Annotated in this window: 13 protein-coding genes; 9 read left to right on the plus strand and 4 right to left on the minus strand. The window is 75.0% G+C overall.

The window, feature by feature from the left end; genetic code table 11:
• Nucleotides 1–4: 4 nt before the first annotated feature.
• Both OG871_RS29275 and OG871_RS29280 read right to left on the minus strand, forming a co-directional pair.
• Entirely contained in the window at nt 5–3,040 is a 3,036-nt protein-coding gene (locus OG871_RS29275; protein WP_371500863.1) for an AAA family ATPase, read from the minus strand.
• The gene (locus OG871_RS29280) at nt 3,037–4,206 is read right to left on the minus strand and encodes an exonuclease SbcCD subunit D (RefSeq protein ID WP_371500865.1); all 1,170 of its coding nucleotides are present in this window, start codon (nt 4,204–4,206) and stop codon (nt 3,037–3,039) included. The genes OG871_RS29275 and OG871_RS29280 overlap by 4 nt, the downstream gene beginning before the upstream one ends.
• A gap of 408 nt (nt 4,207–4,614) precedes the next feature.
• Here OG871_RS29280 and OG871_RS29285 point away from each other — a divergent pair, with 408 nt between their 5' ends.
• The 3 genes from OG871_RS29285 to OG871_RS29295 all read left to right on the plus strand — a co-directional run bounded on the left by OG871_RS29285 (nt 4,615) and on the right by OG871_RS29295 (nt 6,687).
• Nucleotides 4,615–5,229: a hypothetical protein gene (locus tag OG871_RS29285; RefSeq protein WP_371500867.1), complete on the plus strand. Its 615-nt coding sequence runs from the start codon at nt 4,615–4,617 to the stop codon at nt 5,227–5,229.
• Between the two features lie 69 nt (nt 5,230–5,298).
• On the plus strand, nt 5,299–5,664 hold the full coding sequence (locus OG871_RS29290; RefSeq protein ID WP_371500869.1) for a glyoxalase: 366 nt from the start codon (nt 5,299–5,301) through the stop codon (nt 5,662–5,664).
• A 219-nt stretch (nt 5,665–5,883) separates the two neighbouring features.
• Entirely contained in the window at nt 5,884–6,687 is an 804-nt protein-coding gene (locus OG871_RS29295) for an SGNH/GDSL hydrolase family protein (protein WP_371500870.1), read from the plus strand.
• Nucleotides 6,688–7,022: 335 nt separating this feature from the next.
• On the opposite strand, the gene OG871_RS29300 is transcribed toward OG871_RS29295, so the two are convergent.
• A complete protein-coding gene (locus tag OG871_RS29300) occupies nt 7,023–8,843 on the minus strand; it encodes a long-chain fatty acid--CoA ligase (RefSeq protein WP_371500872.1) in 1,821 nt (606 codons plus the stop codon).
• A gap of 389 nt (nt 8,844–9,232) precedes the next feature.
• Here OG871_RS29300 and OG871_RS29305 point away from each other — a divergent pair, with 389 nt between their 5' ends.
• The 5 genes from OG871_RS29305 to OG871_RS29325 all read left to right on the plus strand — a co-directional run bounded on the left by OG871_RS29305 (nt 9,233) and on the right by OG871_RS29325 (nt 14,348).
• Nucleotides 9,233–11,923: a nitrate- and nitrite sensing domain-containing protein gene (locus OG871_RS29305; RefSeq protein WP_371500874.1), complete on the plus strand. Its 2,691-nt coding sequence runs from the start codon at nt 9,233–9,235 to the stop codon at nt 11,921–11,923.
• Nucleotides 11,920–12,339, plus strand: coding sequence for a roadblock/LC7 domain-containing protein (locus tag OG871_RS29310; RefSeq protein ID WP_371500876.1), 420 nt, complete (start codon nt 11,920–11,922; stop codon nt 12,337–12,339). Before OG871_RS29305 ends, OG871_RS29310 begins: the two co-directional genes overlap by 4 nt.
• A 7-nt stretch (nt 12,340–12,346) precedes the next feature.
• Nucleotides 12,347–12,784, plus strand: a complete 438-nt coding sequence (locus tag OG871_RS29315) for a DUF742 domain-containing protein (RefSeq protein WP_371500879.1) — start codon at nt 12,347–12,349, stop codon at nt 12,782–12,784.
• Nucleotides 12,765–13,391 (plus strand): ATP/GTP-binding protein, encoded by a 627-nt coding sequence (locus OG871_RS29320; protein ID WP_371500880.1) that lies wholly within the window; start codon nt 12,765–12,767, stop codon nt 13,389–13,391. Before OG871_RS29315 ends, OG871_RS29320 begins: the two co-directional genes overlap by 20 nt.
• A gap of 315 nt (nt 13,392–13,706) precedes the next feature.
• Nucleotides 13,707–14,348 carry a winged helix-turn-helix domain-containing protein gene (locus tag OG871_RS29325; protein ID WP_371500882.1) on the plus strand — a complete coding sequence of 214 codons (642 nt, stop codon included), beginning with the start codon at nt 13,707–13,709 and terminating at the stop codon, nt 14,346–14,348.
• 55 nt (nt 14,349–14,403) lie between these two features.
• Here OG871_RS29325 and mgrA read toward each other — a convergent pair whose 3' ends face one another.
• The gene (gene mgrA, locus OG871_RS29330) at nt 14,404–15,396 is read right to left on the minus strand and encodes an L-glyceraldehyde 3-phosphate reductase (protein WP_371500884.1); all 993 of its coding nucleotides are present in this window, start codon (nt 15,394–15,396) and stop codon (nt 14,404–14,406) included.
• Nucleotides 15,397–15,509: 113 nt separating this feature from the next.
• Here mgrA and OG871_RS29335 point away from each other — a divergent pair, with 113 nt between their 5' ends.
• A complete protein-coding gene (locus tag OG871_RS29335; RefSeq protein ID WP_371500885.1) occupies nt 15,510–15,989 on the plus strand; it encodes a group III truncated hemoglobin in 480 nt (159 codons plus the stop codon).
• Nucleotides 15,990–16,026: the final 37 nt, after the last annotated feature.

Here is a 16,026-nt window from a genome sequence, read left to right on the forward strand (position 1 = left end):
GGCGCTACGCGTCCTCGCGGCCCGCCAGCCGGAGGGTCGAGCCGTGCCGGTGCTTGCGCACGAGCAGCTGGGAGGGGATCCGGCTGCGCAGGTCGGCGACGTGGCTGACGATGCCGACCGCCCGGTCCCGCTCCCGCAGGCCGTCCAGCACGTCCATCACCTCCTCCAGGGTGTGCTCGTCCAGGCTGCCGAAGCCCTCGTCGATGAAGAGGGTGTCCAGCGGCATCCCGCCCGCCTCGTCCGTCACCACGTCGGCCAGGCCGAGGGCGAGGGCCAGTGAGGCGAAGAAGCTCTCCCCGCCGGACAGCGTCGCGGTGTCCCGCTCGCTGCCCGTCCAGGCGTCGACCACCCGCAGCGACAGGCCGGAGCGCTTGTTCCCGGAGACCAGGCCGTCGCTGTGGACGAGGGTGTAGCGGCCGCCCGACATCTTCACCAGCCGGTCGCTGGCCGCCGCGGCGACCTGCTCCAGCCGGGCCGCCAGGACGTACGACTCCAGACGCATCCGCAGCGCGTTGTCCGCGGGCGCGCCGGCCACCAGGCCGGCCAGCCGGCTGATCCGGCCGTACTGTTCCAGCGCCGGGGCCAGGGCGGCGGCCAGCTCGGTGAGCCGGCCGCCGATCCGGCTCAGCGCGAGGCACCGCTCCCGGGCCGCGCTGTCCTCGGCGGCGGCCCGGCGCAGCCGTTCGGTCGCCCGCAGCAGCTCCGACTGGGCCAGCTCCTGGTCGACCGGCGGTTCGGCGGCGGCCGCCATCAGCTCCGGGTCGGCCAGTCCGGCCTCGGCGGCGGCCCGGTCGGCCTGCAGCCGCTCCAGCCGATCGCGCAGCGCGGCGCGTTCGGCGGCCGGCAGGACGGCGGCCGCGGCCGCGTCGGCACCGTCGAAACCGGCCGCCAGCGCGGCCTCGTGCAGCTCCCGCTCGGCCTCGGCCAGCCGGTCGGCGGCCTGGCCCGCGGTGTGGGCGGCGGCCAGTGCGGCCGCCACCGACTCGGCCAGCGCGGCGAGCCCGCACGCCCGTGCGGCGACCGAGGGTGCGTCGCCCCGGGCGGCGGCGATCCGCTCCGACAGCGTCTCGCTCTCGGTCGCCAGCGCCTGCATCCGGGCCGCGAGGGCGGCCGCCCGCGCGTCGGCCTCGCGCAGCCGTTGCTGCCTGCCGTGCTGTTCCTGGGCCAGCTGCTCGATCCGCTGACCGGTCTGGCCGAGCCCGTCGGCGGCCCGCAGCGCGTCGGCCCTGGCCTGCCGGACCTCGGCCAGTTCGGCCGCGAGCCCGGCCGGGCCGAGGGTGCCGGCCGAGCCGGCGGCCGCGGCCTCGTCGACCCGCAGGACCGTCAGGGCGGCCTCGGCGCCGTCGTGCTCCTCCTCGGCCCGCCGCTGGGCGTCGCGGGCCCGTCGTTCGTCCGCCGCCGTCACCGGCGCGCCGGCCGGACGGGCCGGGGCCGGGTGTTCGGCGGAGCCGCAGACCCGGCAGGCCTCGCCCGGGCGCAGCGCTCCGGCGAGCTCGGCGGCCATGCCGGCCAGCCGCCGCTCCTGGAGGTCGAGGGTGTGGGCCCGGGCGTCCTGGGCCAGGCTGCGCAGGTCGAGCACGGCGGGCTCGGCGACGGCGATCCGGGCCCGCAGGGCGTCCCGGCGTTCGGCGGCGGCGAGCCGGTCGGTCAGCTCGGCGCGGCGCCTGTCCAGCTGCTCGACCCGGGCCTCGGCGGCGCGGGCGGCCGCCTGTTCCTCCTGCAGGGTCTTCAGCCGGCCGTCGTAGTCGACCAGCCAGTCCTGGGCCTCCTCGGCCAGTTCCTCGGCGCGGGTCCGCTCGGCGGCCAGCCCCGCCAGCTCCCCGGTCAGCGTGGCCCGCCGCTGTTCGTCGGCCCGGGCGGCCTCCAGCCGGCCGACCTCGGCCCGCAGCCGGTGCTCGGCCTCGGCCAGGTCGGTGGTGCCCGCCTCCCGCAGGCCGCCGTCGAGGGGCAGCGCGGCCCGCCGGACGCGGTCGTCCTCGGCGGCGGTACGCAGCGCGGCGGCGGCGTTCGCCCGCAGGCGCAGCAGCGTCTCGACGCCGACCGCGGCCTGCGCGGCCGTCAGCCGCTCCTGCTCGCCGGTCAGCGCGGCCGCCTGCCCGGCCAGCGCGGCGGCCGCGACGGCGGCCGCCCGGTGCCGGCGCTGGCGGTCGGCCAGCCCGGCCGCCCGCTGCCGACGGTGCTGGGCGGCGGCGTGTGCCTGTTCGGCACCGGCCAGGCCGCTCTCGGCGACGGCCAGCTGCTCGGCGGCGCCGACCCGCAGGACCGCCGCCCAGCCGAGGACGGCGTCGGTGAGTCCGGCGGAGCCGGCCGCCGGGCCGTCCTCGGCGGGCAGCCACTCCTCGGCCGGCTCGGCCAACGGGCCGGCCGCCTCCTCGGCGCGGGCCGCGAGGTCGCGCAGCCGCCGGCGGCCGTCGCGGACGGCGGCCTCCTGCTGCTGGCGCTGCTCGGCCAGCCAGCGTTCCAGCAGCTCGAAGCGGCGGGTGTCGAAGAGCTTGCCGAGGAGCTCGGCGCGCTGCCTGGAGTCGGCGCGCAGGAAGCGTGCGAAGTCGCCCTGCGGCAGCAGCACCACCTGGCAGAACTGGTCCCGGCTCATCCCGACGAGGTGCCGGATCTCCTCGCCGGCCTCCTGGTGCGACTTGCTCAGCGCCCGCCAGACGGGCGCGCCGCCCTCGGGACCGGCCACCGCCTCGCGCAGCAGCGTCTGCGGCTTCTCGACCGTCCAGCCGGTGCCGCGGCGCTTGGGGCGACGCTGTTCGGGACTGCGGGTGATCTCCAGCCGCCGCCCGCCGAGGGTCAGCTCCAGACGGACCTCGGTGAGCCTGGCCGGATCGGCGTGGTCGCTGCGCAGCGGATTGCCCTTGCGGGCCCCGGGCACCTCGCCGAACAGGGCGAAGCAGACCGCGTCCAGCACGCTGCTCTTGCCGGCGCCGGTGGCGCCGCGCAGCAGGAAGAGCCCGGTGTCGGCGAGCCGGTCGAAGTCGACCTGCTCGGTGCCGGCGAACGGGCCGAACGCGGTGACGGTCAGGTGGTGGAGTCTCATCGGGTCTCCTCCTGGGCGCGCTCGGTGCTCCGCCGGACCGACTCCAGGCCCTCGACCAGCCAGGCGTGCTCCGCGGCGTCGACCGACCGGCCGGGCCGGACGTGCCGGACGAACCCCTCGGCGACCTCCAGGTCGCTGCGGCCGCTGACCCGGGCCGCGTACGAGAGCGCGCCGTCGGCGTCGCCGCCCTCGGGCTCGAACAGCAGTTGCAGGGCGTGCGGGAAGCGTCGGCGCAGCTCGTCCATCGGCTGGGCGGGGCGGGCCGGGTCGGTCAGCGTGGCCTGCACCCAGGACTGCTCGTGCGGGGTGTGCCGGGGGTCGGCGAGCAGCTCGGCGAGGGTGCCGCGGAGCCGGGCCAGCGGGCGGGGCACCGGGCAGTCGATCCGCTCGGCCGCCACCGAGCCGTCCGCGGCGAGGTCGACCAGCCACATCGACTTGCGGTGGTGCTCCTCGGAGAAGGAGTACGCGAGGGGGGAGCCGCTGTAGCGCAGGTGCGGGGCGAGGGTCTGGCTGCCGTGCAGGTGGCCGAGGGCGGCGTAGTGGACCCCCTCGAAGACCGAGGCGGGCACGCTCGCCACCCCGCCCACCGTGATGTCGCGCTCGCTGTCGCTGGCCTCGCCGCCGGTGACGAAGGCGTGCGCCAGCACCACGGCCCGCGTCCCCGCCTCCCGGCCGGCCAGGTCGGCGCGGACGGCGTCCATGGCGGCCCCGAGGACCCGGTCGTGCCCACCGCGGTCGAGCCCGAAGCGTTCCCGGACCAGCGCGGGCTCCAGGTAGGGCAGCCCGTACACGGCGACCGGGCCGTGCTCGTCGGCGAGCAGGACGGGGACGGCGCAGCCGTCCGGGTCCGTCCGCAGGTGGATGCCGGCGCGGTCGATCAGCCGGGAGCCGACGCCGAGCCGCCGGGCCGAGTCGTGGTTCCCGCTGATGAACACCGTGGGCACGCCGAGGCCGGCCAGCCGGAAGAGCACGTCGTCGAAGAGCGCCACGGCGTCCAGGCCGGGCAGCGCGCGGTCGTAGACATCGCCGGCGACCAGGACGGCGTCGACCCGCTCGGCGCGGACCACCGCGACCAGGTGGTCCAGGAAGGTGCGCTGGGCCTCGTGCAGGCTCTCGCGGTGGAACGAACGGCCGAGGTGCCAGTCCGAGGTGTGCAGCAGCCTCACGCCACCGCCTCCGCCCGCATGCGCGCCACGCCCTGCTCCCTCCGGATCACCGGGTCGGCACGGGGACCGGCCGACCAGCACCGAGTATCACAGGAACCACCGACAGGCCGGGCGGTTCCGGGACGATCGGGACACTCGCGGCCGGCGTTCGGTAAGGTCCCCGGACGCGGGCGGCCCGGCGGCGCCGGCCCGCCCGGCCCGTGCCCGTGCGCGCGGCTGTGGGGCGCGGGAGCGGCCCGGCCGTGCCCCGGGCGGCGGCCAGGACTGTTCATCGACCGTCTGTTCGGGGAAGATCAACAGGCGGAGTGTGAGGCGGGCCCCGCCGAGCCCACTCCGTGGCCCGGCGCCGGTCGTGGCCCCACCGACCGCCGGCCGCCGAGCCCGCGACCCGAGCCCGAAGGGAGACGCATGGGCCGCATCGAGTACAGCGCGGAGATCTCCGACCTGCTCGGCCGCGTGCGGCGTCGCCCGACGGCCGGCTGGCCGTGGCGGCCCGGCGAGCCCGTACCGGCCGGGCTCCCGGTGAAGCAGTCCTGGGGCTGGCTGTTCGCCCCGGACGGGCGGGTGCTCACCCTGGTCAACCCGAAGGACGGCATCGTCAGCCTGCCCGGCGGCTCGCTGGAGCCGGAGGACCGCGGCGACCCGGGTGCCGCGCTGGCCCGCGAGTCGGCCGAGGAGGCGCAGGCGGAGATCGGCCGCCCGCACTACCTCGGCTACCTCTACGACCGGGTCGGTTCGGCCAACGGCGGGCACGAGTGCGCCCGGGTCCGGATGGCGGCCGCCCTGCGCCGGGTCGGCCCGACCGCTCCGGACCCGGCCTCCGGGCGGCACTACCGGCGGCTGCTGGTCGCCCCGGGGCTGGCGGTCGAGCTGCTGGGGTGGGGCGCGCCGGGCCTGCGGCAGGCGCGGGCGGCGGTGGCGTGCGCCGTCGGCCGGCTGGGTGTGCCCGCCGTGGCCGACGAGACCATCGAGGAGCTCCCGGCGGCCGGCTGCCGCTTCCCCGAGGCCGGCCGTACCTTCTGACGCTCCGACGCCGTCCGCTCTGGCACGATGTCGTGCGCACCCGTCCCCCGAGCCCGGGAGTCGACACCCGTGACCGGCCCCGCCGCGCAGCCCGGCCTCTTCCACCACGTCGAGCTCTGGGTCGACGACCTGGCCGTGGCCGAGGCCCAGTGGGGCCCGGTGCTCGTGGCGCTCGGCTGTGAACCGTTCCAGCACTGGGCGAACGGGCGCAGCTGGCGGCTCGGCTCGGCGTACCTGGTGTTCGAGCAGTCCCCGGCGCTGCTCCCCGGCGGCCACGAGCGGCTCCGGGCGGGGCTCAACCACCTGGCGGTGCACGGGTCGCGTGCGGCGGTGGCGGCGGCGCTGTCGGCCGGCTGGCGGCAGCGGGTGGACACCGGTGAGGCGGTGCACCTGATCGACGCGCAGGGCTTCGAGTTGGAGATCGTCGTGGCCTGACGGAAATTCAGGACGGCTTTCCTGGGAGCCGGCTGACGGTTCGCTGAAGACCGGCCGGCCGGCGCTCTGACCTCGACCGAACGTCAACTTCCCGGCTGTCGACCGCCGCTGGGAAAAAATTCATCCTCCGGGCGACGGCAACTTTGGCATGACCACTATCCGGGTTGGCTACTGGCTGGTATCCAGAATGTGACCCACATCACTCTCCCGGAGGTGCTCATGCGCCGTGTCCGTAGCCGTGCCCTGCCCGCAGCCCTGACGGCCGTCCTGCTCTCGCTCGCCACCCTGGCGGCCGCCACCGACGCCGGTGCGGCGGGCGCCAGGTACGCCGCACTCGGTGACTCCTACTCCGCCGGCGTCGGCGCCGGCAGCTACCTGGGCGACAGCGGCAGCTGCAAGCGCAGCACCAACGCGTACCCGTACCTGTGGAAGAACGCCCACGGGCCGTCCGCCTTCTCGTTCGTGGCGTGCTCCGGCGCGCGCACCGGCGACGTCCTCAACAGCCAGCTCTCCGTGCTGGACTCCTCCACCACGCTGGTCAGCATCACCATCGGCGGCAACGACGCGGGCTTCGCCGACACCATGCAGACCTGCGTGCTGAACAGCGAGAGCGCCTGCCTGAGCGCCGTCGCCGCGGCGAAGAGCTACGCCACCACCACGCTGCCCGGCAAGCTCGACCAGGTCTACACCGCGATCCACAGCAAGGCGCCCAACGCGCACGTGGTGGTGCTCGGGTACCCGCACCTCTACAAGATCGGCGGCAGCTGCATCTTCGGCATCGGCGACACCAAGCGCGCGGCCATCAACGGCGCTGCCGACACGCTGGACGACGTGATCGCCAAGCGGGCCGCCGACGCCGGCTTCACCTTCAAGGACGTCAGAGGCCTCTTCACCGGCCACGAGATCTGCGCGAGCGGGACGGTGTGGCTGAACAGCACCACCCTCCCGGTCGACGAGAGCTACCACCCCAAGGCGGCCGGCCAGTCGGGCGGCTACCTGCCCGCCTTCACCGCCGGGGTCTGAGCAGTCGTGGGGGACCGGCCGCAGCCGGCCGCTCCCCCACGATCCGGTCAGCGCAGGTAGTCCACCGGCCCGGCGGGCCGCAGCCCCGACCCTGGCCGGCGAGCGGCAGGGTGGGGATCTCGAAGCCGGGGTTGGTGGCCAGGTTGGTGCCGGGTGCCGGGTGCCTGGTCGGCCGGGGCGGCCGGCGCGGCGAGGTCGAGGACGGCCAGGGCGGCGCCCGCCGCGCAGGCCGCGACTCGGCGCAGCGCTGTGGACTGTCGCCCCGTCAAGAGCCGCCATGCGGAGCGTCACCGGGCCCGCCGCCCGGCCCGTCGCCCGGTCCGCCGCTCGGCCCGTCAGCCGGTGTAGAGCTCCTCGATGTCCGAGGCGTACCGCTGCACGATCGCGTGCCGGCGCAGCTTCAGGGACGGGGTGAGCAGACCGTCCTCCATGCTGAACTCGGTGGGCAGCATCCGGAAGGCGCGGATCGACTCGGCACGGGAGACCGTGGTGTTGGCGGCGGCCACCGCGCGCTGGATCTCGGCGTGCAGGTCCGCGTCGACCAGGGAGGCCCACGGGTCGAGCTGCTCGCGGCCCCGGGTCTTCTGCCAGTGCGCCAGGGCCTGCGGGTCCAGCGTGATCAGGGCCGCCACGTACGGCCGGTTGTCGCCGACCACCAGGCACTGGGCCACCAGCGGGTGGGCCCGGACCCGCTCCTCCAGGGCGAACGGCGCCAGGTTCTTGCCGCTGCTGGTGACGATCAGCTCCTTCTTACGCCCGGTGATGGTCAGATAGCCGTCCTCGTCCAGCGAACCGAGGTCGCCGGTGCCCAGCCATCCGTCGTACAGGGCCTGTTCGGTACAGGAGGGGTGGTTGAGGTAGCCGGCGAAGACGGTGTCGCCGCGCACCCAGACCTCGCCGTCCTCGCCGATCGCGATGCTGGTGCCCGGGATCGGCGGCCCGACCGTGCCGAACCTGGGCTTGTCGGGCGGCGCGACGGCCACGGCGGCGGTGGTCTCGGTCAGTCCGTAGCCCTCGTAGACGGTGATCCCCACGCCGGAGAAGAAGAGCCCCAGCTCGCGGCTGAGCGAGGAGCCGCCGCACATCGCGTTGCGCACCCGCCCGCCCAGGACGGCCCGCAGCCGCTGGTACACCATGCGGTCGTAGGCGTGGTGGCGGATCCGCAGCGCCGCGCTGGGCCCGGGGCCCCGGCCGAGGCTGCGCTGCTCGCGGGCGGTGGCCCAGGCGACGGCCACCTCGGAGGCCTGCTCGAAGAGTTCGAGCCGCCCGCTGCTCTCCGCGCGCTCCCGGGCTCTCTGGTGGATCTTCTCGAAGATGTACGGCACGGCGTGCAGGAAGCTCGGCCGGAACGAGGCCAGCGCCGGCAGCAGGGAGTCGGCGGAGAGCCGGCCGTGGTGGCCGATCCGGATCCCGCCGCGGAGCGCGGCGATCTGGACCACCCGGCCGTAGACGTGCGCGAGCGGAAGGAAGAGGAGGACGGCGGGGGGAGCGCCGCCGCCGTCCCGGATCACCTCGCCCCAGCCGGCCAGCAGGGTATCGGCCTCGGCCGCGAAGTTGGCGTGGGTGAGCAGACAGCCCTTGGGCCGCCCGGTGGTGCCCGAGGTGTAGATGACGGTGGCCACACTGTCGGGCCCGACGGCGAGCCGTTGCCGGTGCACCAGGGCGTCCGGCACGCTGCGGCCGTCCTCCATCAGGGCCGCCACGCAGCCGCGGTCGAGCTGCCAGATGCCGGTGAGGTCGGGCAGCGCGTCGCAGATCGCGCCGATCGTCATCGCGTGGTCCTCGTCCTCCACCACGCACGCGACGGCCTGGGTCTCGGCCAGGATCCAGCGGACCTGCTCGGCGGCGGCGGTCGGGTAGACCGGCACCGGGATGGCGCCGATAGACCACAGCGCATAGTCGAAGAGCGTCCACTCGTACCGGGTGGTGGACATCACCGCGACCCGGTCGCCGTAGCGGACCCCCCGGGTCAGCAGTCCCTTGGCGAGGGCGAGCACCTCGTCGCGGAAGCGCAGGGCCGTCACCGGCTGCCAGTCGTCGCGCAGCCAACGGGACAGCTGGACCAGCGTGGGGGTGCGCTCCGCGGCGTCGTAGACGCTGTCGGCGAGGCCGCCGGTCGCGGCCTCGGCCAGGGCCGGGCTGCTGAACTCGCGCACGCTGCCCCCGATCCGATGGTCCGAGCGGTCGGCCGCCCCGGGGTGGGCCAGGGGTCGGCCGGGGGGCGGACTGCAGCGAAGTTACCGGATCGCCGGATCGCTGCCCAGAGGTGCCGCCGACCTGATCGGGATCGGCACGTGCCAACCTCCGAAGCCCGTCGGAGCGCAGCAGGTCGAACACGCCATCAAAGGAAAAATATGGATGATCCGGACAGCCGCGAAAGCAATGGATATTCACCCTTCGAACAGGTGGTCAGGGAGTAGTAAGCTCACGCAGATCCAACGGCCCGGCCTTGTCGCCGGACCGACCCCACCCGCCTCACGTGGCGGCCCGAGGCCGCCCGTCCGCACCCCCTGTCCGCGCCTGGCCCACCCCTCCCGAGGACCCCATGCGTCTGCGCAGCAGCTCGATCCGCGCGAGGATCATCGCGCTGCTCATGGTGCCCATCGTGGCGCTGACCGGGTTGTGGGTGTACGCGACACTCGTCACCACCTGGGACGTCTGGGGGCAGCTCGACGTCAACGCCACCTACAAGGCGTTCGGCAGCCCCTCCGACCAGTACGTCCGCGACCTGCAGGCCGAGCGCTGGGCCGCCGTGATGCGGGTGGCCGACCGCGGCTCCAGGACCACCGCGGACTCCTACCAGGCGGCCCAGGCCGCCACCGACCGCGATCTCCAGCTGCTGCGCTCCATGGTCGACGGCGCCGACGCCGCCAAGCTCGACAGCGACCAGCAGCGCAAGTTCCGCGACGTGCTGAGCGTGTCCGAGCAACTGGCCGGTATCCGCAGCCGCGCGAACCAGGGCCGGGACGGCTGGGAGACCGTCATCACGGACTACGGCGGCCTGGTCCAGCCGGTCTTCACCTTCCGGTCCTCCTTCGTCGCCACCCAGGCCGGCCCGCTCGCCCGCCAGGGCACCGTCCTGGTGGAGCTGACCCGCGCCCGCGAGTTCCTCTCCCAGGAAGCGGTCGCGATGGAGGCGCTCCAGCTCACCGCGGCCCCGGACGACCGCAAGGTACAGGCGGCCCTGGACTACCAGCACAGCCAGCAGGCGCTGTACCGGATCTACCTGCCCGAGCTGGACCCCCAGGACCAGGGCGACTTCCGCGTCCTGCAGGGCGGCATCGACTGGACCACCCTGGCCCGCGCGGAACGCGCCTTCGAGGAGGCCGACAGCCGGATCCACGAGGTCAAGAGCAACACCGACGACCCCTGGCACGAGAACGCCGACCGGGTGCTGGCCGACCTCGCCAGCCTGAACAGCCGGCTGGACGCCGCCAACAGCGACCGCGCCAGGTCCTACGCGATCAACTCGCTGCTGCGCGGCGGCATCGCCGGTGCCGTCGGCCTGGCCGCCGTGGTCGCCTCGATCCTCATCTCCTACCGGATCGGCCGTAAGCTCGCCCGCGAGCTGGTCTCGCTGCGCAACGCCGCACTCGACATGTCCGGCAACCGGCTGCCCTCGGTGATGCTCCGGCTGCGCCGCGGCGAGAGCGTGGACACCGCCTCCGAGGTGCTGCAGCTCAACTTCGGCAACGCCGAGATCGGCCAGGTCGGCCGGGCCTTCAACGAGGTCCAGCGGGTCGCCGTCGAGGCCGCGGTCGAGCAGGCCGAGCTGCGCCGCGGCGTCTCCGCGGTCTTCGTCAACCTCGCCCGCCGCAGCCAGGTGCTGCTGCACCGCCAGCTCACCCTGCTGGACACCATGGAGCGGCGCACCGAGGACCCGGCGGAGCTGGAGGACCTGTTCCGGCTGGACCACCTGACCACCCGCATGCGGCGGCACTCCGAGGGTCTGATCATCCTCTCCGGTGGCTCGCCCGGCCGGGCCTGGCGCAAGCCGGTGCGGATGGTGGACGTGGTGCGGGCCGCCGTCGGCGAGGTCGAGGACTACGCCCGGGTGATCGTCCGCCCGTTCCCGGGCACCGGCCTGCTGGGCAGCTCGGTCGCCGACGTCACCCACCTGATCGCCGAGCTGGTCGAGAACGCCGCGGTGTTCTCCCCGCCGCACACCCAGGTGACGGTGCAGGGCGAGGTGGTCGCGCACGGCTTCTGCCTGGAGATCGACGACCGCGGACTCGGCCTCAGCGAACAGGCCCTCCAGGAGATCAACCAGCGGCTCGCGGTGGAGCAGGAGTTCGACCTCGCCGACACCGACCGGCTCGGGCTGTTCGTGGTCAGCCGGCTGGCCCGGCGGCACGGCATCCGGGTGCACCTGCGCCCCTCGCCGTACGGCGGCACCTCGGCCGTGGTGCTGATCCCGCGCGAACTGCTGGCCGAGGCGACGGAGCTCTCGGTCGACCAGGTGCCGGCCCAGCCGGTGGCGGCGGCCCCGGTCGGCGACGGCGGACACGGCCGGGCCGCGGCGGCCCCGCTCGGCGCCGACGAGCCGGTCCGCTCCGCGCCCCGCCGGGCCGGCGGACCCAAGCCCTCGCCCGTCCAGCCCGCCAGCACCCCCGGCGGCCTGCCGCGGCGCCGGGCGGCCGGCGGCCCGGTCCTGGTCCCGGACGGATCCGGCGGCCGCCACCGCCGCGCGGACAGCCCGGTCGAGGAGCGCCCGGTACCCACCAGCCCCGCGCACGCCGCCCCGCCGGTGGCCGGCGGCCTGCTGCCGCGGCGGGTCCGACAGGCGAACCTGGCACCGCAGTTGAAGGACCAGGCAGCCACCGCGGAGCCGGCCGAGCCGGCCCGTGAGCGCTCGCCGGAGGAGGCCAGGGCCACCTTCGCCTCCTTCCAGCGGGGCTTCCAGCGCGGCCGCGGCGACCGGTTGCAGCCGGCCTCCCTGACGGTCGTCCGCGAGCAGCCCGAGCCGGCCGGCGCAGCTCCCGCCGACCGGTCGGCCCAGCCCCCCGAGCGGGTGCCCGGCCCGCCCAGGCTCCGGATCGCGCTCCCCTCGGCCCCCGTGCCGTACGCGCTCCCGGCGGCCCCCACCCGGGCGGCCCCCCAGCCGTCCGAACCCGCTCCACCCGCGGCCCCCACGCCGCCCACGGAATCGGCACAACCCGTAGCATCCGCACAGCCCGTAGCACCTGCTCCCGCAGCACCCGCACAATCCGCACCGGCGGAAGGAACCGAATCATGACCGCAACAGCACAGCCGTCCGGGGACCTCGACTGGCTCCTGGACGAACTGGTCGGCCGGGTGGCGACCCTGAGGCATGCGGTGATCCTCTCCAGCGACGGGCTGGCCACCGGGGTGTCCAGCGGCCTCGGCCGCGAGGACGCCGAGCACCTGGCCGCCGTGGCGGCCGGCTTCCACAGCCTGGCCAAGGGCGCCGGCCGGCACTTCCAGGTCGGTGGCGTCCGGCAGACGATGGTCGAGCTGGACGAGGCCTTCCTGTTCATCACCGCCGCCGGCGACGGCAGCTGCCTGGCCGTACTGGCCGACGCCGAGTCCGACGTCGGCCAGATCGCCTACGAGATGGCCCTGCTGGTGAAGCGGGTCGGCGAGCACCTCTCCGCCGAGCCGCGCACCGAGCCCGCTCCGCCCGGGAGATGAGGGACCGATGAGCACCGAGGACGCCGCCACCGAGCCCGCGCTCGACCTGTTCGCGCCCCGCACTCCCGTGGACGACCGCTGGTTCGACGACGACGCGGGCCCGGTGGTGCGGCTGTTCTCGATGACCGGGGGCCGGGCCAGGCCCGCCGACGACGGCCTGTTCGACCTGATCTCCCTGGTCACCGCGGTCAGCGGGGCCGAGCAGGCCGCCGTCGACCACCCGCTGGCACCGGAGCACCACGCCATCCTGGCGCTCTGCCGCGACGAGCCGCTGAGCGTCGCGGAACTCGGCTCCTACACCGACCTGCCGGTCAGTGTCGTACGGGTCCTGCTCGGCGACCTGAACGACGCCCGGCTCGTCGACGTCACCCGACCCGTCCAGCTCGCCCATCTCCCGGACGAGCGCCTGCTGCGAGACGTGATCAATGGCCTCCGCGCACTCTGAGACAGCCCCCGCCCCGGCCACCGGGCCCACCCCGGCCCCCCAGGGGCCCTGGGGGAGCGCCGCGCTGAAGATCCTGGTGGCCGGCGGCTTCGGCGTCGGCAAGACCACCCTGGTCGGCGCGGTCAGCGAGATCCGGCCGCTGCGCACCGAGGAGCAGCTGAGCGAGCTCGGCCGCCCGGTCGACGACACCCACGGGGTGGAGGCCAAGCGCACCACCACCGTCGCCATGGACTTCGGCCGGATCGACCTGCGGCCCGGCCTCGCGCTCTACCTGTTCGGCACGCCCGGCCAGGACCGGTTCTGGTTCGTCTGGGACGAGCTGGCCCGCGGGGCGCTCGGCGCCCTGGTCCTGGCCGACACCCGCCGGCTGGCCGACTGCTTCCCCTCGGTCGACTTCTTCGAGCGGCGCCGGATCCCCTTCGTGGTCGCGGTGAACTGCTTCGAGGGCACCGAGTCCTACGCGCCCGACGACGTCCGGACGGCGCTCGACCTCGACCCCGAGGTGCCCGTGCTGCTCTGCGACGCCCGCAGCCGCGAGGACGGCAAGGAGCTGCTGATCCGGCTGGTCGAGCACGCCGCCGACCGGGTCCGGGCCGCCCGCGGGTGACCGCCCGGCCCGGTTATCCGGCCGGACCGGGCGAAAAGGGACGCCACCGGGTGAGGTCCGATCTGATGGGGCGCAAGGACGCGTTCGTCTGGTTGAATAGCCCCATGAATCTTGTCGAGGACAGCGCTGAGGGTCGTTTCGACCTTGAGCCGTTCTGGCCGTCCCGACAGCCGCACCTCTTCGACCAGACGTGTCCGGGTTCGCCTCGCGCGTCCCGGCGCTCCGCGGCCTGACGTTCCGTCAGCTCCGCCCGCACGGCCCGGTTCGACGCGCAGACGCTTCCACCCCAGTCGTCACGCGCGAAAGAGCGGCACCATGTCTTCTTCCACGGCCACCCTGCCCGTTCCCTCCGCGACCCCGCACCTGCGCGCGGTCCGGTCCGTCCCGTCGAGCGCCGACCGTCGGCGCGAGCCCGTCCATCCGACCCGCCCCGCCACACCCGCCGCACCGGTCGCTCTGGCCGGCCTGGCCGGTCTGCCGGAGGGCGCGCTGGTCGCGGCGCTCCCGCAGTCCGCGCTCCCGCAGAGCCTGCTCGCCCAGTACGGCGCCCAGCTGGGCGCCGCCGCCGGGCACCCGCTGGTCGGCTACCTGGTCCTGGTCCCGGCCGAGCCGGAGCAGCCGGCGCCGGCTCCCGCCGCCCCGGCCCGGCCCGCCGCGGTGCCCTCCGGCCGCGGCATCAGCGTCGACCCGGACCGGCGCAACGCCTACGTCGACGGCAAACTGCTCGACCTCACCTACCTGGAGTTCGAGCTGCTGGCCCACCTCACCCAGCACCCGCACCGGGTGCACACCCGCGACCACCTGGTCTCCGCCGTCTGGGGCTACGGCCACGTCGGCGACGGCCGGACGGTCGACGTGCACGTGGCGCGGCTGCGCCGCAAGCTCGGGGCGGCCTACCGCGACTCCATCGTGACGGTCCGTCGGGTCGGCTACAAGTACTCCCCGGCAGCGGCCTGACCGAACGTCGGGGGGCGGGCCGCACCGGCCCGCCCCCCGACGCGTCGGACCGGCCTCAGCGGCTGAGCAGGTCGATCTCCGCCAGCTCCTCGTCGGTCAGCGGCGCACCGTTCAACGCGTCGATGTTCTGGTCGAGTTGGGCGGCGCTGCTGGCACCCACGATCACCGACACCACCCGCGGGTCGCGCAGCACCCAGGACAGCGCCAGCTGCGCCAGACTCTGGCCGCGCTGCTCCGCCACCTTGTTCAGCGCGCGCAGCTGCTCCAGCTTCGCGCCGGTCAGCGCCTCCTCCTTCAGGAAGTGGCCGACCGACATCCGCGAACCGGCCGGCACCTCGCCGCTGAGGTAGCGGTCCGTCAGCAGGCCCTGGGCCAGCGGGGAGTAGGCGATCAGGCTGGTCCGGGTGTCACCCACGGCGGTCAGCAGGCCCTCCTCGTCGGGCCTGCGGTTGAGGATCGAGTAGCTCGCCTGGTTGAGCAGCATCGGGGTGCCCAGCTCGCGCAGGATCGCGACCGCCTCGCGGTGCTGCTCCGCCGAGTAGTTGGAGATGCCCGCGTACAGCGCGCGACCCGAGCGCACCGCCGTGTCCAGCGCCCCCATGGTCTCCTCCAGGGGGGTGTCGGGGTCGTGGCGGTGCGAGTAGAACACGTCCACGTAGTCCAGGCCCATCCGGCTCAGCGACTGGTCCAGGCTGGCCAGCAGGTACTTGCGCGAGCCGCCGTCGCCGTACGGGCCGGGCCACATGTCGTAGCCGGCCTTCGAGGCGATGAACAGCTCGTCCCGGTACGGCCGGAAGTCCTGGGCGAACAGCGTGCCGAAGTTCGCCTCGGCGCTGCCGTACGGCGGGCCGTAGTTGTTGGCCAGGTCGAAGTGGGTGATACCGCGGTCGAAGGCTCTGCGCAGCACCGCGCGCTGGACCTCCAGCGGCTGGGTGTCCCCGAAGTTGTGCCAGAGGCCGAGCGAGACGGCGGGCAGCTGCACCCCGCTGCGTCCGGCGCGGCGGTAGGTCATCGAGCGGTAGCGGTCGTCGGCGGCGAGATAGCTCATGGGGAGCATCCTGCCAGGCGGTGGCCGCCGGGCGGGGCCTGTGACGCCTGCGTCGTCCGCACGGTGGGACGTAGGCTGGCCGGGAGAGGGAACCACCGGGAGAGGAGCCGCCGATGTGCCCCGACATCACCGACCGGGCGGACCTCGACCGCCTGCTCCGGCGCTTCTACGGGGCCGCCTTCGCCGACCCGCTGATCGGCCCGTTCTTCACCGAGATCGCCGGCCTGGACCTGGAGGCGCACCTCCCGCACATCACCGACTTCTGGGAACGCGCGCTGTTGCGCAGCGCCGAGTACCGGCGCGACGCCTTCGCCCCGCACGCCGGCCTGCACCGGCAGCGGCCGATGACCGCCGAGCACTTCGGGCGCTGGGTCCAGCTGTGGCGGGCGAGCGTGGACGGGCTGTACCGGGGGCCGGTGGCGGACCGGGCCAAGGAGCAGGGCGAGCGGATCGCCCTGGCGATGCTGCGCCGCACCTCGGGCGGGGGGACGGACGGCGGCGCGGGCGGGTTCGTCCCGCTCTCGGTGGTCCTGCTGCGCGGCCGGCCCGCACCCCCGGCGGCCTCGTCGAACGCACCCGGGCCGATCGCATAGGCTCGTCACGACCCCGGAACGGCGGGCGCGAGGAGGG

The sequence above is a fragment of the Kitasatospora sp. NBC_00374 genome (assembly GCF_041434935.1).
Classification (GTDB): domain Bacteria; phylum Actinomycetota; class Actinomycetes; order Streptomycetales; family Streptomycetaceae; genus Kitasatospora.